At 72.5% G+C, this 19,945-nt stretch carries 18 protein-coding genes; 10 read left to right on the top strand and 8 right to left on the bottom strand.

All coding sequences use genetic code 11. From position 1 onward, the window contains the following. Positions 1 to 206 precede the first annotated feature (206 nt). From ACIBK9_RS22675 to ACIBK9_RS22685, 3 genes are all read right to left on the bottom strand, one after another. Positions 207 to 605 (bottom strand): ASCH domain-containing protein, encoded by a 399-nt coding sequence (locus ACIBK9_RS22675; RefSeq protein WP_397160843.1) that lies wholly within the window; start codon positions 603 to 605, stop codon positions 207 to 209. Positions 606 to 614: 9 nt separating this feature from the next. Further along, the gene (locus tag ACIBK9_RS22680; protein WP_397160845.1) at positions 615 to 1,637 is read right to left on the bottom strand and encodes a hypothetical protein; all 1,023 of its coding nucleotides are present in this window, start codon (positions 1,635 to 1,637) and stop codon (positions 615 to 617) included. Positions 1,638 to 1,732: 95 nt separating this feature from the next. Next, entirely contained in the window at positions 1,733 to 2,776 is a 1,044-nt protein-coding gene (locus ACIBK9_RS22685) for an EamA family transporter (RefSeq protein WP_397160847.1), read from the bottom strand. Between the two features lie 283 nt (positions 2,777 to 3,059). Here ACIBK9_RS22685 and ACIBK9_RS22690 point away from each other — a divergent pair, with 283 nt between their 5' ends. The 10 genes from ACIBK9_RS22690 to ACIBK9_RS22735 all read left to right on the top strand — a co-directional run bounded on the left by ACIBK9_RS22690 (position 3,060) and on the right by ACIBK9_RS22735 (position 12,904). Beyond that, a complete protein-coding gene (locus ACIBK9_RS22690; protein WP_397160849.1) occupies positions 3,060 to 4,463 on the top strand; it encodes a PLP-dependent aminotransferase family protein in 1,404 nt (467 codons plus the stop codon). A gap of 205 nt (positions 4,464 to 4,668) precedes the next feature. Beyond that, the gene (locus ACIBK9_RS22695; protein WP_397161075.1) at positions 4,669 to 4,821 is read left to right on the top strand and encodes a CGNR zinc finger domain-containing protein; all 153 of its coding nucleotides are present in this window, start codon (positions 4,669 to 4,671) and stop codon (positions 4,819 to 4,821) included. A gap of 164 nt (positions 4,822 to 4,985) precedes the next feature. Further along, positions 4,986 to 5,474, top strand: coding sequence for a GNAT family N-acetyltransferase (locus tag ACIBK9_RS22700; RefSeq protein ID WP_352320766.1), 489 nt, complete (start codon positions 4,986 to 4,988; stop codon positions 5,472 to 5,474). A 12-nt stretch (positions 5,475 to 5,486) separates the two neighbouring features. After that, positions 5,487 to 6,362: a 1,4-dihydroxy-2-naphthoate polyprenyltransferase gene (locus ACIBK9_RS22705; protein ID WP_352320764.1), complete on the top strand. Its 876-nt coding sequence runs from the start codon at positions 5,487 to 5,489 to the stop codon at positions 6,360 to 6,362. 180 nt (positions 6,363 to 6,542) lie between these two features. After that, positions 6,543 to 7,892 (top strand): cytosine permease, encoded by a 1,350-nt coding sequence (locus tag ACIBK9_RS22710; protein WP_364340261.1) that lies wholly within the window; start codon positions 6,543 to 6,545, stop codon positions 7,890 to 7,892. Further along, complete coding sequence (locus ACIBK9_RS22715) at positions 7,889 to 9,628, top strand: adenine deaminase (RefSeq protein ID WP_397160852.1); 1,740 nt, start codon at positions 7,889 to 7,891, stop codon at positions 9,626 to 9,628. Before ACIBK9_RS22710 ends, ACIBK9_RS22715 begins: the two co-directional genes overlap by 4 nt. Before the next feature lie 2 nt (positions 9,629 to 9,630). Further along, positions 9,631 to 10,629, top strand: coding sequence for an adenosine deaminase (locus tag ACIBK9_RS22720; RefSeq protein ID WP_397160854.1), 999 nt, complete (start codon positions 9,631 to 9,633; stop codon positions 10,627 to 10,629). A gap of 101 nt (positions 10,630 to 10,730) precedes the next feature. Beyond that, on the top strand, positions 10,731 to 11,453 hold the full coding sequence (locus ACIBK9_RS22725) for a GAF and ANTAR domain-containing protein (RefSeq protein ID WP_397160856.1): 723 nt from the start codon (positions 10,731 to 10,733) through the stop codon (positions 11,451 to 11,453). Positions 11,454 to 11,460: 7 nt separating this feature from the next. Continuing rightward, positions 11,461 to 12,279 carry an alpha/beta fold hydrolase gene (locus ACIBK9_RS22730; RefSeq protein WP_397160858.1) on the top strand — a complete coding sequence of 273 codons (819 nt, stop codon included), beginning with the start codon at positions 11,461 to 11,463 and terminating at the stop codon, positions 12,277 to 12,279. 49 nt (positions 12,280 to 12,328) lie between these two features. Continuing rightward, entirely contained in the window at positions 12,329 to 12,904 is a 576-nt protein-coding gene (locus ACIBK9_RS22735; protein ID WP_397160860.1) for a helix-turn-helix domain-containing protein, read from the top strand. Here the strand turns inward: ACIBK9_RS22735 and ACIBK9_RS22740 are convergent. From ACIBK9_RS22740 to ACIBK9_RS22760, 5 genes are read right to left on the bottom strand one after another with little or no spacing between them, the layout of a single operon-like run. After that, the gene (locus ACIBK9_RS22740) at positions 12,901 to 14,649 is read right to left on the bottom strand and encodes an ABC transporter ATP-binding protein (RefSeq protein ID WP_397161077.1); all 1,749 of its coding nucleotides are present in this window, start codon (positions 14,647 to 14,649) and stop codon (positions 12,901 to 12,903) included. The genes ACIBK9_RS22735 and ACIBK9_RS22740 overlap by 4 nt on opposite strands. 2 nt (positions 14,650 to 14,651) lie before the next feature. Next, entirely contained in the window at positions 14,652 to 15,494 is an 843-nt protein-coding gene (locus tag ACIBK9_RS22745) for an ABC transporter permease (protein WP_387682081.1), read from the bottom strand. Continuing rightward, positions 15,491 to 16,444 carry an ABC transporter permease gene (locus ACIBK9_RS22750; protein ID WP_358298405.1) on the bottom strand — a complete coding sequence of 318 codons (954 nt, stop codon included), beginning with the start codon at positions 16,442 to 16,444 and terminating at the stop codon, positions 15,491 to 15,493. Before ACIBK9_RS22750 ends, ACIBK9_RS22745 begins: the two co-directional genes overlap by 4 nt. Then, positions 16,444 to 18,294, bottom strand: coding sequence for a prolyl oligopeptidase family serine peptidase (locus tag ACIBK9_RS22755; RefSeq protein ID WP_397160863.1), 1,851 nt, complete (start codon positions 18,292 to 18,294; stop codon positions 16,444 to 16,446). The genes ACIBK9_RS22750 and ACIBK9_RS22755 overlap by 1 nt, the downstream gene beginning before the upstream one ends. Further along, positions 18,267 to 19,889: an ABC transporter substrate-binding protein gene (locus ACIBK9_RS22760; RefSeq protein WP_397160865.1), complete on the bottom strand. Its 1,623-nt coding sequence runs from the start codon at positions 19,887 to 19,889 to the stop codon at positions 18,267 to 18,269. Before ACIBK9_RS22760 ends, ACIBK9_RS22755 begins: the two co-directional genes overlap by 28 nt. Positions 19,890 to 19,945 lie beyond the last annotated feature (56 nt).

The raw sequence follows: 19,945 nt of genomic DNA on the forward strand, positions 1-19,945 counted from the left end.
ATGGGTGCTTGGCCGGGAACGGATGCTCGGCCCCAGGGGTGGATGCTTGGCCGGGAGTGGATGCTTGGCCGAGGGGCGTGGTCGGGGTCTGAATATAGGTGGTTGATGGGCGCGCGCCCCCCAAGCGTGGGTTGAGGGGCGGTGCGGTTGGAGGTGGTTGTTCGGGGGCTGGTTGTGTTTGGGGGCTTGGTGTTTGGGCGCGGGGGCTAGGCGGGGAGCAGGCGGTAGTGGAGGCAGACGATTGTGGAGGTGTCGTTCACCTCGTGGCCCAAGGATGACCAGTAGCGCTGGTGGACGTCCCGCCAGTGCTGGATCGAGGTGAATCCTTCGCCTTCCGCCTCGGCGAACTCCCACGGCACTTCGGCGAACGGCACCAGCGCCACTGAGGTGATCTCGATCGTGGCGGCCTTCTCGCCGGCGTCGTTCACGAGGATCAGGTGTTCGCCGACGTGTTCGACCTCTTCGCCCTCCGCCTCGTAGTCGAGGGGCAGGAGACCGGCGGTGGCGGTCTTCGTGCCTGAGAGGGTGAGGTCGGCCAGCAGGGTGCGCACCTTGCCGGGCGTGCCGAGGGCAAGGACTCTGCGTCCGTCGATGCGGGGCCACATACGCGCATTCTAGAAGACGGGGATGATCTCCTCCGGGTCGATGACGTTCACCTCGACGCCTTCCAGGTCCAGTTCGGGAATGGCGGGGAAGGCGATGCCCCATCGTTCGACGATCGCGCGGACCTTCGCCATGGCCACGCGCCAGTTCTCCTTCTGTTCCTCGTACGACAGCACGCCCAGTCCCGCTTCCCTGGCGTGGTCCATCAGGACGCGGTGGTTGCCGAGGAAGTAGGGCGGGAGTTCCCAAAAACCTTCCGGAGGCTCCCAGAGAATCATGGAGAGGAACACGAAACCGGCCCGCAGCTGGCGGGTGATGAGGCTGCGGGTCTCGTCGGTGAGGCCCGGCCACTCGTTTTCCAGAATGGTCATGCAGATTTGCAGATGACGGGACTCGTCGAGGCCGATGCGCTGGAACATCTCGCCGAAGACCGGATGCCGGGTGCCCGTGGCCATGCCTCTGAACAGCGTGGAGGCGGCCATCTCGCCCATCATGAAACTCGTGAACAGGACCGGTAGCGAGTATCTTCCGACGGCGCTGGTGTAGCCGTTCCAGTAGCGGCCGCCGTTGTGGTAGAGCCAGCCGATGTTGTTGTGGGCGGCCTTTTCGAGATCGTCTTCGGGGGTCCAGTTCAGGGGGCCGCCGGGCCACAGCCGGGCTATGGTGCGCTGGCAGCACTCCTCATGGTTCATCTCGTCGCGGGTGATGGAGAAGAAGCACTTCCGGACCGGGTCTTCCTCGTGTTTCTCGAAAGCCTGGATGGTTGCGCGGGCGAACACGGCCGGGCCCGAGGCGTCGAAATTGGCGAGGACGGCGAACCAGTACATGATGCCCAGGCGCTGTTCGCGGGTGAAGTCGTCCGGGTCGAGGCCGTCCCATGGGAGGTCGGCCGGGTTCCAGAGTTTGCGCTTGGACTTCTCGTAGATGGCCGCGAGTTTCTCGGTCTCCACGCGCCATTCCATCGGATAGATGTTGGGCTGCGGGATCTCCGGCGCGGGCCAGAAGCCGCCTTCCGGGATCGTGAGGTCCGCCATGGTTGTGACACCTCCCCTGCCATCCTGCGTGGCGGCGTCACGCCATGCAAGCTTCGCCGCGGCCCGGTGCGCACGTCGTCGTGCCAGGCCTTTCCCTACGAGCGGGTGCGCTGCGTGACGGCGACGCAGGCCAGGACGGCGAGTGCGGCGGCCACGGTGGCCGGGCCGAAACGTTCGCCCATCAGGACCCAGGCCCAGATGAGGGTCAGCAGCGGCTGCGCCAGCTGGGTCTGGCCGGCTCTGGCGATGCCGCCTCTGGCCAGGCCGGCGTACCAGGGGATGAAGCCGAGGAACATCGAGATCAGCGCCACGTAGGCGAAGCCGGCCAGGGCGGGGGCGGTCGGCGTGATGGGGGTGGTGAGGGCCAGGACCGCGGTGATCACGGCGGTCAGCGGGAGGGAGAGGACGAGGGCGTGGCTGATCACCTGCCAGCCGGGGGTCGTCCTGGTCAGGCGGCCGCCTTCGGTGTAGCCGAGCGCGGCTGACAGGAGGGCGCCGACCAGGAGCAGGTCCGGCCAGGCGGCGCCGGCCTGGCCTCGGGTGAGGGTGAAGGCGGTGATCGCGGCGGCGCCGGCGGCGCAGGCGGCCCAGAACAGGGGGCGGGGGCGTTCGCCGGCCCGTACGACGGCGCAGGCGGCGGTGGCGGCGGGAAGCAGGGCGATGACCACGGCGGCGTGGGAGGTGCTGGCGCCCAGGTCGAGGGCGAGGCTGCTGAACACCGGGAAGCCGAAGACCACGCCCAGGGAGATCACGGCGTAGGAGGGCCAGTGGCGGCGCGGCGGGAGGAGGGGCAGGCGGGCGGCCTTGAGGCAGACCAGGGCGATGAGGCCGGCGACGGCGGCGCGGCCTATGGCGACCAGCCAGGGGTCGAAGCCGCGCATCGCGTAGACGGTGCCGGGGAAGCTGCCGGAGAAGGCCAGGACGCCCAGGAAGGCCAGCATCGTCCCTTGCCGGGCGCGGGCGGCTCCGCCGGTGCCTTTCAGGGCGTCGCGAAGGGTGGGGGCGCCGTTGGAGGTCCCGGCGCCGTTCGAGACCCCAGCGCCGTTCGAGACCCCAGCGCCGTTCGAAGTGGCGGTCCCGTTGGAGATCTCGGCGCCGTTGGAGGTGGCGGTGGCGTTGGAGGTGGCGTGTCCCTTCAAGAGGGCGGGAGAGAAGGCGGGAGGGGCGGCGGGCTCCAGGACAGGAGCGGGGGAGGTGGAGGGTGAGGTGCTGGTCCTGTCGGACGGACTGGAAGAGGTGGCCGGGTTCTGAGGGGCGGCCGGCTGGTTGAGGGTGGCGGAAGAGCCGGTGGTGGAAGAGCCCGAGGCGAAAGAGCCGGGGGCGGGAGAGCCCGGGGCGGGAGGTGGGGTGGGGGTTGTTTTGGGGCGAGGGGTGGGTGGGGGTGCTACTGCGTTTTGGGCGGTAGCGCTATCCTTGTCCTTCATGACCAACGATAGCAGTATCGCCCAGATTGCTGCGATACTGCGGGAAGAGGCCGCCCGGTTGGGGCCTGGTGCGCGGCTTCCGTCCAGCCGGGAGATCATGCGGCGGCACAACGTCAGCCCCGTGACGGTCTCGCGCGCCATCGGCCAGCTCGCCGCAGAAGGGCGGGTGGTGTCGCGTCCGGGAAGCGGCGCGTTCGTGGCGCCGCGGCAGGTCGTGCGCGGGCAGGACCCTCTGGACCTGTCCTGGCAGACGGTCGCCCTCGGCGACCGGGTGGTGGACGACGGGTCGGTGGCGGCGCTGCTCGCGCAGCCACCCGAGGAGGTGGTGCCGTTGACCGGCGGCTACCTGAACCCGGGGTTGAGGCCGGACAGGCAGCTCGCGGCGGCCGCCGCGCGGGCGGTGCGCCGTCCGGACGTCTGGGCGACGCCGCCGTTGAACGGCCTGCACGAGCTGCGCGGCTGGTTCGCCCGCCAGGCCGGGGGCGACGTGACGGCGGCGGACGCGCTGATCGTCAGCGGCGGCCAGGCGGCGCTGACGCACGCGTTCAGGGCGCTGGCGGCCCCCGGGACGCCGGTGCTGGTCGAGACGCCCACCTATCCCGGAGCGCTGGCGGCGGCCAAGGCGGCCGGGCTGCGGGCGACGGCCGTGCCGATGGACCGCGACGGCGTACGGCCGGACCTGCTCGCCGAGGCGTTCGCCGTCACCGGCGCGCGGGTGTTCTTCTGCCAGCCCACCCTGCACAACCCCACCGGCGCGACGTTGCCTCTGGAGCGGCGCGCGCAGGTGCTGGAGGTGGCCAGGGCGGCGGGGGCGTTCGTGATCGAGGACGACTACGCCCGCTACCTGTCCCCCGCCGCTCCCCCGTCGCTGGCCTCAATGGACGCGCACGGCACGGTCGTCAACGTGGGCTCGCTGACCAAGATCCTGTCCCCCAGCCTGCGGGTGGCCGCGGTCGTGGCCCGTGGGCCGGCCGCGCACCGGCTGCGGGCCAGCCAGCTCGTCGAGTCGTTCTTCGTGGCGCGGCCGTTGCAGGAGACGGCGCTGGAGTTCGTGGGCTCGGCGGCGTGGGGCAGGCATCTGAACACCGTGCACGCCGAGATCGCGACCAGGCGGGACGCGCTCGCCGCGGCGCTGGCGGCCCACGTCCCGGGGGCGGAGGTGCATCTGCTGCCGATCGGCGGTCTGCACCTGTGGCTGCGGCTGCCCGCGGAGGTGGACGAGAACGCCCTGGTCGAGACGGCCCGGCGGTACGGGACGCTGGTGAGCCCGGGGCGGATGTACTACCCGTCGGAGCCGCCGGGCCCGCGGATCAGGGTGACGCACATGGCCGCCGCCAACCTGACGGTCCTGGCGGAGGGGGTGCGGAGGCTCGGGCGGGCGCTGGAGGCACAGGTCCGGTGATGGGACGCCCGGTTCGGGCGACATGGGCGCGCCCGGCCGCGATCACCGCCGCATGGGCCGTCCCGCCTCAGTCGGTGGGCGGGGATCGACACGCGCGGATGGGCCGGCGCGGACCAGCCGGCGCGGATGAGCGGACGCAGATGGGCGGACGGCTGGCGGCGGCGGGCGGAGGCCGTTGGAGCGGGGCGTCGTACGGGTGGAGGGGATGTGTCGGCGGGTGTTCGGCGATGTGCCCGGGAATCGTTCGCGCTCATGGTGTTCGATGCGGGTATGCGGTGACAACACCAAGACACGCGCATACCGGGCGTGGAAGCGGGGTTCGCGTCATCTCCAAGGCTCAAACACCGATACGGTGTAACTCGTGCCTTGTGGCACGAACGGCAGGCGAAGGAGCGGGCCGAGATGGCAGACGTAGGCGTCCGGGCGGCCCGGCGCGAGGATGTTCTCCAGGTTGCGAATACTCAGATCCGCGCCTGGCGCTACGGATATCGGGAGTTCCTCCCGGAAGGCCCACTCGAGCAGATGACGGGGCCGGCGGCCGAGAAGATGTGGCTGCGTCAGTGGGACGAGGCGATCGTCGCCCCGCCCGGCCCCTCGCACCGGGTGCTGGTCGCGGTGGAGACCATCCTCGACACCGAGGGTTTCCCCGCGCTGGGTGCGGGCGGCAGCGCTGCGCTGACGACCCCGCGCGGTGGCGAGCGGGTGGTGGGGCTGGCCTCGCACGCCCCCGCCGAGGACCCCGACCTGGATCCGGGCAGGGTCGCCGAGATGCTGACGCTGCTGGTCGATCCCGACTTCGTCCGCCGCGGCCACGGCAGCCGCCTGCTCAACGCCACCGTCGACTACCTGCGTGAGGACGGCTTCCGCCAGATCGTCACCTGGGTGTTCGCCGACAACTACGCTGTGCTCGGTTTCCTGGAGTCGGCCGGCTGGGGCGAGGACATGGCCGAACGCGTCCTCGACATGGGCCGTCCGATCCGCATGGTCAGGCTCACCACGGATATCAGCTAGAGGTTCGACAGCATGGCAACCCCCGGTCAGTGGATCGCGGGCGCACGCCCGCGCACGCTTCCCAACGCCGTAGTCCCCGTCATGGTCGGTACGGGCGTGGCGATCGGCGACGGCGGATTCGTCTGGTGGCGCGCGGTCCTGGCGCTGCTCGTGGCGCTGTCCCTGCAGATCGGCGTCAACTACGCCAACGACTACAGCGACGGCATTCGCGGCACCGACGACCAGCGCGTCGGCCCGATGCGGCTGGTGGGCTCGCGGGCGGCCACGCCCCGGCAGGTCCTGACGGCGGCGCTGGGCTGCTTCGCGGTCGCGGCGGTGCTCGGGCTGGTGCTGGTGGTCGTGACGCGGGCGTGGTGGATCCTGCTGGTGGGGGTCGCGTGCATCGCGGCGGCCTGGTTCTACACCGGCGGCAAGCGACCCTACGGCTACCGCGGCCTGGGCGAGCTGGCGGTCTTCGTGTTCTTCGGCGTGGTCCCGGTGATGGGCACCGCGTACGTGCAGACCGAGCAGCTGAGCTGGACGGCGTTCCTGGCCTCGATCCCGGTGGGGTTGTTGTCCTGCTCGATGCTGGTGGTCAACAACCTGCGCGACGTCCAGACGGACGGCACGTCGGGCAAGCGCACGCTGGCGGTGGTGCTCGGTGCCGAGCGCACTCGGGCGTTGTACGTGTTGTGCCAGGTGGTGCCGTTCGTGGTGGCGCTGGCGATGATCGCGGTCACGCCGTGGGCGGCGCTCGCGGCGCTGGCCGCGCCGCTCGCGGTCACGCCGATCAGGACCGTGCTGGGCAAGGCCGTCGGGCCGGCGCTGATCGCGGTCCTGCAGCAGACGGGCAAACTGCAGATGGCGTACGGCCTGCTCTTCGCGGTCGGCCTGGCGATCACCCTGTAGCCAGTTCCAGCGGTCGGCCTGGCGCACACCCTGTAGCCAGTCACAGCAGTCGGCTTGGCGATCACTTTGTAGCCGGGGCACAACTGGCTCCCAGCACGCTCGTATGTCCCGATAACTCACCAGGTCACCCCCCTACGGTTCACTGTGTGCGCACACACCCAGCGACCCTCAGGAGGGGCCATGGAACAACGCGGGATCGAACTGGTCTCGGCCGGCGAAAGGTACGGCCGCCCGCGTGACCTGCTTTTCCTCTGGTCCGGGACGACGATGGGCATCTTCACCCTCGTCTACGGCATCACGATCGTGGCGGCGTTCCAGCTCAGCTTCACGCAGGCGGTCATCGCGATCGTCATCGGCAACCTGCTGTCGTTCCCGCTGGTCGGCCTGACCAGCCTGCAGGGCCCGGCCACCGGCACCTCCACCATGGCGGTCTCCAGAGCCGCCTACGGCCCCAAGGGCGCCCGCGTGCTCAGCTTCTTCGGCTGGCTCAACATGGTGGGCTTCGAGGCCGGCGGCATGGTGCTCATCACATTCGCGGCGCTGTCGCTGCTGGAGCAGGCGGGGGTGAGCGACCAGGGGCTCGGGCTCAAGGTCGTGGTGATCCTGGTGGCGGCGGCGATCCAGCTCGTGCTGCCGCTGATCGGGCACGCCGCGGTGATGAAGGCGCAGAAGTACTTCACCTGGGTGTTCGTCGTGCTGTTCGGCCTGATGGCGATCCTGATCGCGCCCAAGGTGGAGCTCGGGGGCGGCGGCGGGTCGGCGGACTTCGCCACGTTCACGATGGCGATCGCGATGATCATGTCGGCGGGCGGGCTGTCATGGGGGCCGCTGGGCGGCGACTACTCCCGCTACCTGCCGGCGAACTCCTCCAGGAAGGCGGTCTTCGGGTACGCGGCCCTGGGCGGGTTCGTCCCGTACGTGCTGCTGATGACGCTCGGGGCGGCCGTGGCGACCGTGGTCAAGGACAACACCGACCCGATCTCGGGGCTGCCGGGCGCGCTGCCGCAGTGGTTCGTGGTGCCGTACCTGCTGCTGGCGATCGTGTCGCTGTTCGCGGTCAACACCACCGACCTGTACTCCTCGGGGCTGAACCTGCAGGCGGCCGGGATCAAGGTCAAGCGCTGGGTGGCGGTCGTCGGCGACCTCGTGCTCTGCGTGCTCATCACGTTCGTGGCGGTCACCTCGAACAGCTTCAACACCATGCTCAACAACTTCCTCGCGCTGCTGATCATCTGGCTGGCGCCCTGGGCCGGGGTCTACATCACCGACTGGCTGCGCAGGAGGGGACGCTACGACGCCGAGGCGCTGTTCGACGAGCAGGCGCCCGGCCAGGTCCGGTGGCCGGCGATCATCGCGCAGGTCCTGGGCATGGTGGCGGCGGCCCTGTGGATCAACTCGGCCGTCTTCGTCGGGCCGCTGTCGGAGGCGACGGGCGGCAGCGACTTCAGCATCTTCGCGGGCTTCCTGGTGGCCGGTGCGGCGTACGCGCTGCTCGTGCCACGGCCCGCCGTACGGACTGTGGAGGCATGATGGACCGCGACCTGCTGGACGTGGCGTACGGGCGGCGGCCCGCGGACACGATCATCACGAACGGCACGCTCGTCAACGTGCTGACCGGCGAGCTCTACCCGGCCGAGATCGGCATCGTGGGCGGCCGGATCGCCGCCGTCGAGCCGGTGCTGGAGCGCGGCCCGGACACCGAGGTGATCGACGCCCGCGGCGGCTACCTGGTCCCCGGTCTGATCGACGGGCACCTGCACATCGAGTGCAGCAAGTTGTCGGTCACCAGCTTCGCCGACCTGGTGGTGCCGTTCGGCACGACGAGCGTGGTGTCGGGGCTGGACCAGATCCTCGTGGCCGAGGGGCTGCCGGGCGTCCGGCGTTTCCTGGACGAGTCGGCGGCGACCGGCATGCGAATCTGGTGGGGTGCACCCGCCAAGGCGCCCTACACCGTGCCGGAGTCGACCGTCGGGCATCCGTTCGGTCCGGCTGAGCACAGGATCGCCCACGAATGGCCGGAATGTGTGGGGATCTGGGAGACCGTCCAGGAGATGGTGGAACACTCAGATCCTGCCGTCATGGAGGCCCTCGACCTGGCTCGGGAGCGGCGGCTGCCGGTGTTCGGCTGCGCGCCGCTGTCCGACCCGCGCCGGATCAGCGGGCTGGCGGCGGCCGGGGTGCGGCTCGACCACGAGTCGTACTCGCACGAGGAGATGCTGGAGAAGCTGCGCCGCGGCATGTACGGCATCATCCGCGAGTCCTCCGTCGCCCACTTCCTCGACGAGAACATCAAGGCCGTGGCCCTGGCCGGCGCCCGCAGGCTGGCGTTCTGCACCGACGACGTGCACGCCGCCGACGTGCTGGCGGGCGGCCACATGGACAAGCTCGTCCGGATGGCGGTCGCGGCGGGGGTCGACCCGGTGACGGCGATCCAGATGGCCACGGTGAACTGCGCGGAGATGTACCGCATCGACCACCTGGTGGGCAGCCTGTCCCCCGGCCGGTTCGCGGACGTCCTGATCGTCGACTCGCTGGAGGACTTCCGGGTCCGTGAGGTGATCGCGGGCGGCGTGCCCGCCGCCCGCGACGGCCGGATGGTCACGCCGACGCCCGCCCCCGAGCGCGGCCCGGTCCGGCCGTTCCCGATCGCCCCGGTCACCGCCGGCGACCTGGTGCTGCGCGCCGAGGGCGAGCAGGCGACCGTGCTGACCCTCGGCTTCACCGAGCAGGTCTTCGTCCGCCGGAGGCGCGACGTGACCCTGCCGGTGACCGACGGCGTCGTGGAGCCGTCCGTGGAGCAGGACGCGCTGCTCGTCACGGTCGTCGAGCGCTACGGCAAGACCGGCAACAAGCCGGTCGCCATGGTCAGCGGCATGGGCCTGCGGGCCGGCGCGATCGCCACCAGCGCGGCGCCCGACGACAACAACATCATCTGCGTGGGCGCCTCCCGCGAGGACATGGCGCTGGCCGTCAACACCGTCGCCGAGCAGGGCGGCGGCCAGGCCGTGGTGGTGGACGGCGAGGTGCGGGCGCTGCTGCCGCTGCCGGTCGGCGGCATCGTCTCCGACCTGCCGGCCGCCGAGATGGCGGTGCTGGAGGAGCGGCTCGACGACCTGGCCCGCGAGCTGGGCTGCACGCTGCCGGCGCCGCTGATGTACCTGTTCTTCCTGTCGATCACCGCGATCCCCGACTACGCCGTCACCGACCTCGGGCTGGTCGACTGCGTACGGCTCGAGGTCGTCGACCCCATCCTCACGGAGGTTTGATCATGAAGGACTTCATCGCCGGTCTCCCCAAGTGCGAGCTGCACCTGCACATCGAGGGCACGCTGGAGCCGGAGCTCAAGTTCGACCTGGCCCGGCGCAACGGCATCGCGCTGCCCTACACGTCGGTCGAGGAGATGCGGGCCGCCTACTCCTTCGACGACCTCCCCTCCTTCCTCACGGTCTACTACGAGGGCATGCAGGTGCTGCGCACCGAGCCCGACTTCTACGACCTGGCCATGGCCTACCTGCGCAAGGCCGCCGAGCAGAACGTGCGCTACGCCGAGATCTTCTTCGACCCGCAGGCGCACACCTCGCGCGGGGTGCCGTTCGACGTGGTGATCCGCGGGCTGTGGCGGGCGCTGATCGACGCCGACCGGCAGCTCGGCGTGCGGGCCCAGCTCATCATGTGCTTCCTGCGCGACTTCCAGGCCGAGTACGCGATGGCGACGCTGCTGGAGTCGCTGCCGTACAAGGAGTGGATCGTCGGCATCGGCCTGGACTCCGACGAGAAGGGCAACCCGCCGGCCAAGTTCGCCGCCGTGTACGAGCGGGCCCGCCAGGAGGGCTACCTGCTGACCATGCACTGCGACGTCGACCAGGACAACTCGATCGAGCACATCCGGCAGGCGATCGAGGAGATCGGCGTCGACCGGATCGACCACGGCGTCAACATCCTGGAGGACCAGCGGCTGGTGGACCTGGTGCTGGCCCGCGGCATCGGCCTGACCTGCTGCCCGATCTCCAACGGGTACGTCACCGACTCCATGAAGGCCGAGGGCATCCGCAAGCTCATGGAGCTCGGCGTGCGGGTGACGATCAACTCCGACGACCCGGCGTACTTCAACGGGTACGTGGGCGAGAACCTGGTGGCGCTGCAGGAGGAGCTGCAGCTCACCCGCGAGGAGCTGGCCCGGCTGGAGCGCAACGCGTTCGAGATCACCTGGCTGCCGCGGCACCTGAAGGACGCCTACCTGGCCGAGGTCGACGCCTACCTCGCCTGAGAAGTCCCGGGAAAACCTCCGGCGGGGCCCGCTTAGAACCCCGCTGGAGGGGCAGGCTGTCTGGTCGCAGGCGTGAGCCGCAGCCGAGCGCGAGGGATTTGTTGAACAGGACCGCTGTTCCGGCCGGAATCGACGAGTTCGAACGGGCACTGGCGCGGAGTGTCGTCGTCGCCGCCCGGGCGATGCCCGACTCTCCGCTGGTCAGCGTGACGTTGTGCACCGAACGCGGCATCCGTCCGGCGGCGTGCGCGCACGCCCGCGCCGGGATGCTCGACGGCATGCAGTCGGCGGCCGGGCGGGGGCCGAGCTTCGACGCGATCGAGGCCGGGCGCGCGGTCACGGCGGCCGGCCTGGCGCCCGACGACGGCCGCTGGGGGTCCTTCTCCCCGCAGCCGCACGGGATCCTCAGCCTGCACGCCGAGCCGCTGACCTCCCAGGGGCGGCTGCTGGGCACGCTCAACCTCTACTCGGCGGGCGCGGGCGGCTTCGCCGCGCGGACGCACGTCGCGGCGCAGGTGAGCGCCTCGACGATCGGCGTGCTGTTCGACGTGGCGATCGGCGCGGCCCGTACGCGGGAGGTGGCGGCGCAGCTGAAGGAGGCACTCGGCACCCGCCCGGTCATCGACCAGGCGATCGGCATCGTCATGGCGCAGCGCCGGTGCACCGCGCACCAGGCGTTCGAGATCCTGCGCAACGTCTCCCAGGACCGCAACCTCAAGGTGCACCACGTCGCGGCGACGATCGTCCGGTCGGTGAGCGGCGGCCCGCCGCAGCGGCCGCGGTTCGAGGATCCGCCGCCCGACGACCACGGGCACCCGGCATAATCGCCCCATGCCCTCCTTTCTCGCCCACGACGGGACCGAGCTGGCCTATCACGTGTCCGGGACGGGCGAGCCGCTGGTGTGCGTGCCCGGCGGCCCGGGCCGCGCCTCGGTCTACCTGGGCGACCTCGGCGGCCTGCCCCGGCGGCTGATCCGGCTGGACGGCCGGGGCACCGGCGACTCGGCGATCCCGGCTGACCCCGGGACGTACCGGTGGGACCGGCTGGCCGAGGACGTCGAGGCGCTGCGGGAGCACCTGGGGCTGGACCGCATGGACCTGCTGGCGCACTCGGCGGGCGCGAACGTGGCCGTCCGGTACGCCGGGCTGCATCCGGCCCGCCTGAGGTCGTTGTGCCTGGTCGCGCCCTCGCCGGTCGCCGTCGGTCTCACGCCGACCGAGGAGGACTGGCAGGCCGGCCTGGAGCTGCGCGCGCACGAGCCGTGGTACGCCGCCGCCCTGGCGGAGTTCCTGGCGGAGGAGGGCGTGGAGCGCCACCGGTTCTTCTACGGCCCCTGGACCGAACGCGCCGCGGCCCATTCCGCCAGTGCCGAGCAGGAGTGCGGCGAGGCCGCGGCGGACGGCTTCTACGCGCCGTCCCCGGTGCCGCCCGAGGAGGTCAGGGCCGGGCTGGCCGCGCTGGACGCGCCGGTGCTGCTGCTGACCGGCGACCTGGACGTCCACCCCTGCCGCCTGCACGCGCGGCCCTTCGCCGCCCTGTTCCGCGACGCCACGCTGGTGACGCTGCCCGGCGCGGGGCACTTCCCGTGGGTGGATGACCCGGGCGCGTTCGTCTCCGCGGTGTCCGGTTTCCTGGACAAGACGGCCTGACGCGCAGGGCATGATGGGGGTGGACGCCGGGACAGGAAGGACTCACCACGTGCGGCAGGAACTCGCGGTCACCAACGGGCAGGCCGCCGGGGTGCGCGGCGCGCTGGCGGGCAACCTGCGGCGCACGCGGCTGGCCCGGGGGTTCAGCGTCCGCGAGCTGGCCGAGCTGACCGGGGTGAGCAAGGCGCTGATCTCACAGATCGAGCGCGGCGTGGCCAACCCGACGATCGAGGTGCTGACCCGGCTGGCGGGGGCGCTGGAGCTCACCTTCGCCGAGCTGACCCGTACCCGGCTCGCCGAGCCCGAGGTGCTGCGCAGGAGCGAGGGCCTGCCGGTGACGGTGGGCGACACGACCGTGCGCGGCCTGTTCGCCGCGGCCGACCGGCGGCGGTTCGAGCTGGCCGAGGGCGAGCTGCCGCCGCTGACGCGCAGCGCCAGGAGCGCCCACGGCCACGGGTCGGTGGAGCACGCCTACGTGGTGTCCGGCGAGGTGACGGTCGAGAGCGACACGTGGTCGGTGCGGCTGGGCGAGGGCGACGCGGTGCGGTTCGGGGCCGAGGTCGACCACGTCTACGCCACCGGCGAGCGCGGCTGCCGGATGCTCACGCTGATCTCCTACGACTAGCCGGGCCAGCGGCTGCTTCCGTCGGGCACGCTGGCCAGCAGCTCGCGGGTGTAGGGGTGGGCGGGGGCGTCCAGCACCCGGTCCACGTCGCCGGTCTCGACGCATTCGCCGGCGCGCAGCACGTACAGGCGGTCGGCGAGCTGGCGGACGACGGCCAGGTCGTGGGTGATGAACAGCAGGCCCATGCCCAGGCGTTCCTTGAGCCCGGCGAGCAGGGTGAGCACCTGCGCCTGCACGGAGACGTCGAGGGCGGAGACGGGCTCGTCGCAGACCAGCAGGCGGGGCTCGCCGGCCACGGCCCGCGCGATGGCCACGCGCTGCCGCTCGCCGCCCGACAGGCCGGCCGGGCGCTTGCGGGCGAGCGCGGGGTCGAGGCCCACCAGGCGCAGCAGCGCGCCGACGTCCGTGGGGCGTCCGTCGGCGGCGAGCGCCTCCTTGAGCGTCGCACCGACGGTACGCGCCGGGTTGAGCGTCGAGTACGGGTCCTGGAAGATCATCTGTGCCGTCCGGCGGGCCTGGCGCACCGCCTGCCGGGACATGCGGGTGGGGTCGGAGCAGTCGAGCCCGTCGAGGGTGACGACGCCCGCGTCGGGGCGTTCCAGGCCGGTGACGCAGCGGGCCAGCGTGGTCTTGCCCGACCCCGACTCGCCGACAACGGCCACGACCTCGCCCGGCGCCACGGTCAGGTCAACGCCGGCCAGGGCCGGCCGCGACGCGCCCGCGTACGTCTTCCGCAGGCCCGTCACCGCGAGCAGGGGCGCGGCGGCGGTGCGCGGCGGCGACGGCACGCCCGGCGGGGGCGGCGGCGCCTCGGGCAGCGCGGCGGCCCGTACGCAGGCCGACAGGCGAACCTCCGCGCCCGGCACCGGAACCAGGGCCGGGACGCCCGCGCGGCACTCCTCCCCCGCGTGCGCGCACCGGTCGGCGAACCCGCAGCGCCCGGCCACCGCGTCGTGGGCCGGCACCGAGCCCGGCACGGACGGGATGACCGGCAGCCGCCGGTCGGCGGGCGGCTCGGCGGCCAGCAGCGCCCGCGTGTACGGATGCCGCTGCTCCTTGCGCAGCTCGGCGGCGCGCCCGACCTCCATGACCCGGCCCGCGTACATGACCACGACCCGGTCGCACATCGAGAACGCCAGCCGCAGGTCGTGCGTGATGAGCAGGAACGTCATGTCCCGTTCGCGCTGGATGCGGCGGATGAGGGCGAGCACCTCGCGCTGCGTGGTGGCGTCGAGGGCGGTGGTCGGCTCGTCGGCCAGCAGGATCCGCGGCGCGGCGGCCAGCGCGCAGGCCAGGCCCACCCGCTGCCGCATGCCGCCGGAGAGCTGGAACGGGTAGCGGCCCGCCACCTCGCCCGGCAGGCCCACCTCGGCCAGCAGCCGCGGCACCTCGGTCTTGGGGTCGGCGCCGTCCGGCAGGCCGTCGGCGATCTGCTTGCCGGCCCTGCGCAGGGGGTTGAGCAGCGTGAACGGGTCCTGCATGAGCAGCGAGACCGTGCCGCCGCGCTGCCGCCGCCTGGCCCTGGGGTCGTCGTCGACCCGCCGCCCGTCGATCTCGACCAGGCCGGTGGACTCCAGCCCGGCAGGCAGCAGCCCGAGCAGCGCGCGGACGGTCAGCGACTTGCCCGAGCCGGACTCGCCCACGATCGCCACCGACTCGCCGGCGGCGACCTCGAAGGACACCTGCGACAGCAGCGTACGGCCGGTGTCCGGCTGCCGTACGGTCAGGTCGGCCACCCGCAGCATGGTCACCGGGCCCTCCGCTCGAAGCGTTCGTGCAGCCAGTCGCCCACCAGGTTGAGCGCGGCGGCGGTGACGATCACGGCCAGGCCGGGCGCGATGACCGCCCACGGGTTGGCCAGCAGCTGGGTGCGGTTGTCGGCCAGCGTGCGCCCCCAGTCGGGCGATCCGGCCGGGACGCCCAGGCCGAGGAAGGACAACGACGACAGCGAGACCAGGGCGAAGGCGAAGTTCAGGAAGGCCGAGGCCAGGCTGACCGGGACGATGTTCGGCCAGATGTGCCGGGTCATGATCCGCCAGGACGACAGGTTCTTGAGCAGCGCCGCCTCGACGTAGGGCCGGTGCCGCTGCTCCAGGACGGCGCCGCGCACGACCCGCGTGTCGGTGGGCGCGAACAGCACCACCAGCACGGCGACGGCCAGGCCGTAACCGCCGCCGAGCACGCCCGCCACGACGATCGCGACCAGCAGCGCGGGCAGCGAGAACATCAGGTCGGCCCAGCGCATGACCAGGGTGTCCGGCCAGCCGCCGAAGTAGCCGGCGGCCAGGCCGAGCAGGTTGCCGATCAGCATGGAGCCGGCGGCCACGGCGAACGCCCCCGGCACGGCGGTGCGGGCCCCCGCGACGAGCAGGCTCAGCACGTCGCGGCCCAGGTCGTCGGTGCCGAGCGGGTGGCCGGGGCCGGGCATGGAGATGCCGGTCATCAGGTCCTGCGCGGTGGCGCCGGGGACGAGCCAGGGCGCGAACGCGGCGGCGGCCACGACGACCACGAGCACGGCCAGCGCCAGCGGCACGGCGATCGGGAACCGGCGGATCACGGCACGCCCGCGCGTACGGGCCGGCGCGGTCACGACGCGCCCCCGCCGAGCCGCACGCGCGGGTCGGCCACCGAGTAGGCGACGTCCACCAGCAGGTTGACGGCGGCGATCAGGAGGGTGAGCAGCAGCGCGAGCGCCTGCACCACCGGCACGTCCTTGAAGGTGACCGAGTCGACCAGCAGCGACCCGAGCCCCGGCAGCGCGAACGTGACCTCCACCAGCACGGTCCCGGCGAGCATGCCGGTGACGACGAGCCCGGCCGCGGTCAGCACGGGCACCAGCGAGTTGCGCATGGCGTAGCCGAGCACGACGGGCGCGCTCAGGCCGCGGGCGCGGGCGAAGACCACGTAGTCCTGGTCCAGCTCGCGGACGAGCGCGGCCCTGCTGAAGCGCAGCAGCATCCCGGCCGCCCCGGCCGCCAGCGCGACGGCGGGCAGCGTCAGGTGCCACAACTCGCTCGCGAACCCCTCCCCCGTGCCGTAGACGGGGAACCAGCCGAGCCCGAGCGCGAACACCACGAGCAGCAGCAGGCCGACCGCGAACGGCGGCGCGCTCAGCCCCACCACCCCGGCGGTCACCACCAGGCGGTCGCTCGCCCGGCCCTTGCGCAGCGCGCCCAGCACGCCGAGCGGCAGGCCCGCCAGCGCGGCCAGGAGCGTGCCGTAGCCGGTCAGGACGAGCGTGCGCGGCAGGCGTTCGCCGAGCATCCCGGCGACCGGCTGGCCGGTCCTGATGGAGGTGCCGAGGTCGCCGCCGAGCACGCCGCCGAGCCAGCGCAGGTACTGGACGGCGACGGGGTCGTCGAGGTGGTAGCGGCCCCGCAGGGCGGCGATCGTGTCGGCGGTGGCCGGACGGGTGCCGAGCAGGGTCTGCTGGATGTCGCCCGGGGCCAGGTAGAGCAGGCCGAACACGCCGGCCGACAGCAGCAGCACGACGGCCGCGGTGCCCGCGGACCTGCGCAGCAGGAACCCGGCCCAGCCCATCACAACACCCCGCCCCCGGTCAGCCAGCCGATCACGCGCTCCGCCGCGTCCCTGCGGTGGGCGGGCTCGACCAGCTCGTGACCCTCCCGAGGGTAGAGGACCAGCTGAGTGCTCACGCCCGCCGCCGACCAGGCACGATAGAGCTGTTCCGCCTGGCCGGGTGGGGTGGTGCGGTCGCGCTCGCCGTGCAGGATCAGGGTCGGGGTGGCGGCTTTGGCGGCGTGGTGCACGGGTGAGCGGGCGGCCAGGCGTTCGCGTCCCTCGCTGGTGGCCGGGTCGGCCCCGGCGTGGTAGAGCGGGTCGAAGCCGCCCGCGAGGTTGCTGGCGGTGGAGAAGCTCAGCCAGTCGCTCACGCCGGACATGACGACGGCGGCGCGGAAGCGGCTCGTGCGGGTGACGGCCCAGGCGGTCAGGTATCCGCCGTAGCTCAGGCCCATGACCGCGGTCCGGCCGGGATCGGCGATGCCCGCGGCGACCAGGTGGTCCACGCCGGCCAGCACGTCGTCCAGGTCCGCCGCGCCGACCTGGCCGATGACCGCGCGGGCGTAGTCCTGGCCGCGGCCGCTGCTGCCTCTGGGGTTCGGCAGCAGGACGGCGGCGCCGGCGTGCGCGAGCGGCACGGCGAGCTGGTTGGACTCGGCGGGCGCGAACGAGCTGGACCACAACCAGGTGGGCCCGCCGTGCACCATGACGACCAGCGGCCTGGGTCCCTCTCCGGCTCCGGGGGTGGTGAGCAGCAGGCCGCTGACCGGCAGGCCGTCGCGGCCCGTCCAGGTGATCTCCTCCTGGTGCGCCGCCAGCCCGGCCAGCCCGGCGTTGAGCGCGGTGACCGCACGCCAGTCGCCTTCCCGCAGCACGGCCACGGCGACCTCGGGCGGCTGCTCGGGGCTCTCCCAGCAGGCCGCGGCCACCGTGCCGGTGCGGTCCACGGACAGCGAGGGCTGGCCGTCGCGGCCGCCCAGCGTTCCCCGGGCCGTCCAGCGGCTCAGGACGCGGCCGTCGGCGGCGCTGAGCACCCCGCCGTGCACGCCGGTGCCCGACCAGCCGGTGAACCACAGGGTGTCGTCGTCCAGCCAGCCGAGGTCGGTGACGTCGTCCAGGTCGCCCAGGTAGGCGACCTCCCCCGTGACCAGGTCGGCCCGCAGGACGCGGCCCGAGACGATCGACAGCCCCTCGACCACCACGGCGGCCCGTCCGCCCGGGGCCAGCCGGGGCCGGGCGAGCTGCCAGGACGTGCGGTGCAACGTGCGCACCTCGCCGTCCTCGACCAGGTCGAGCCGGGGCCGGTAGTACCCGGCGGGCGTCTCGTCTTCCGAGGTCACGGCCAGGGCTCGGCGTCCGCGCCAGTCGGCGTCCCACACGGTCAGGCCGGGCAGCGCGAGCTCGCGCGGGCGGTCGTCGCCGATCTCGAACCAGGCCAGGCGGCGCAGCCGGCCGCCCGGCGTCAGGACGAAGGGGTCGGACGGGTCGTGCACGCGCAGGCCCAGATGGCTGCCGTCGCGCTCGCTGCCGGGGTCGGCCAGCCGGACCAGGACGGTCCCGTCGTCGCCGGGGATCAGGTCCTCGATCTCGCCGTCCACGCGGGCCCGCCAGCCCTCGACGGCCAGCTCGGACGGCGACGGCGTGCGCAGCAGCCGCCCGTCGGGCAGCCAGCGGACCGGGCCGTGGCAGTCGCCCGCGGCCTCCATGGCGCCGTCGAGCCCGACGACGTACGCGACGCCGTCGATCACGCAGGCGACGCGGTCGCCGCCGGGGTGCAGCGACACCGACTCGGGATAGCGCATCCCGGCCAGCGCCTGATGCACTTGAATAGGGTCGGTCATCAGCGTGCGGCCACCTTCGTCGCCCACGGGCCGACGAAGAAGTAGGGCCCGAAGCCCTCGGCGGTGACCGCCCTGCCGAACGCGGTGGCCGCCTCGCCCCACCACAGCGGCTGGTACGGCACGTCCGCCGCCGCCCTGACCAGCGCCTGGCCGAGCAGCTTGCCCCGGGCGGCGTCGTCGGTGCCCGCCTTGGCCTGGTCCAGCAGGCCGGTCACCTCGGCGTTGTCGTACTCGGCGATGTTGGTGCCGTTCTCGCCGGTGGCGCCGCCGTGCAGGAGCTGCTGGACGTACTCGGCGGGGTCGCCGGTGGTGGCGAAGTACCAGCCGAGGTAGACGCCGGAGCCGTGCTTGCCGAGGTCGGCGATCCACTGTTCGAGCGGCACCTCCTTGACCTCCAGCGTGATGCCGATGGTCTTGAGGTTCTCGGCCAGGGTGAGCGCCGCCCGCCCGAGCTGCGGGCCGCTGCTCGGGTACGTGAGCGTGTCGGCGAACCCCTGCGGCGTGGCCGACTTCGCCAGCTCTGCCTTGGCCTGGGCCAGGTCGAAGCCGTACTGGGGGATGGCCGCGTACAGGGCGGTGACCTCGGCCTCGTCCAGCACGCCGCCCCACTGGGCCGGGTCCGGGACGGCGGTGGCGACCTTGCCGTGGCCGCGCAGCACGCTCCTGACGATGCCCTCGCGGTCCACGGCGTGGGCGACGGCCCGGCGCACGTGCACGTCGTCCCAGGGCTTCTTGGCCGTGTTGAAGGCCAGCGTGACCAGCGAGCGGTCGGCGGCGGTCAGCACCTGCGCGCCGGGCACCGCCTTCCACTGGTCGATCTGCTCGGCGGGCACGTTGAGCGCGACGTCCACGTTGTCGCCGCGCATGGCCAGCAGCCGGGTGGACTCCTCGGGGATGAAGTCGATCCTGATCTGCCGGAAGGCCGGCTTGCCGCCCCGGTAGGCGTCGTTGCGGTCCAGCGTGACGTGCGAGTCGGGGGCGAACTCGGCCACCTTGTACGGCCCCGTCCCGAGCAGCTTGCCCTCCGGCGTGCCGATGCGCTCGCCGGTGGCCTCGATGAACTTCGAGCTGGTCACCAGCAGCGTGCCGGGCGTCGGCACCCACGCGAAGGCCGCGTCGGGGCTCTTGAGCTTGATCGTCACCTCGGCGTCGCCGGTGGCCTCGATCGTGTCCACGTTGGCGTAGGCGTAGGCGAAGGCGGTGGTCGAGCCCTTCTTGGCGTGCAGGTTCAGGCTGGCGACCACGTCGGCGGCGGTGAGCGGGCTGCCGTCGGAGAAGGTCACGCCGGGGCGCAGCTTGTAGACGTAGGTGGTGGCGTCCTTCCTGGCCCAGGACTCGGCCAGGGACGGCTGGAGGCTGCCGTCCGGGCCGACGCCGACCAGGGACTCCTGCACGAGGAGGGCCACGACGTAGTTCATGATGCCCGCCTCCTTGGCCGCGTCCAGCGACCCGATGGAGGAGGGCAGCGCGACGCGCAGGACGTCGAGGCTCTTCTTGGCGGCCGTCCCCGCCTCCTGCTCGGCCGGCCCGCACGCCGACAGCAGGCCGGGCAGCACGGCGAGCGCCCCCGCGAAGGCGGCGGACCGCAGGACAGAACGCCGGGAGACAGGCAGATCGGTCACCGGGGGACCCTACTTTCACACGACCGGTCAACCCGCCTAGCTGCAGTGTCTACCGG

Source organism: Nonomuraea sp. NPDC050227, assembly GCF_044459705.1.
GTDB lineage: Bacteria > Actinomycetota > Actinomycetes > Streptosporangiales > Streptosporangiaceae > Nonomuraea.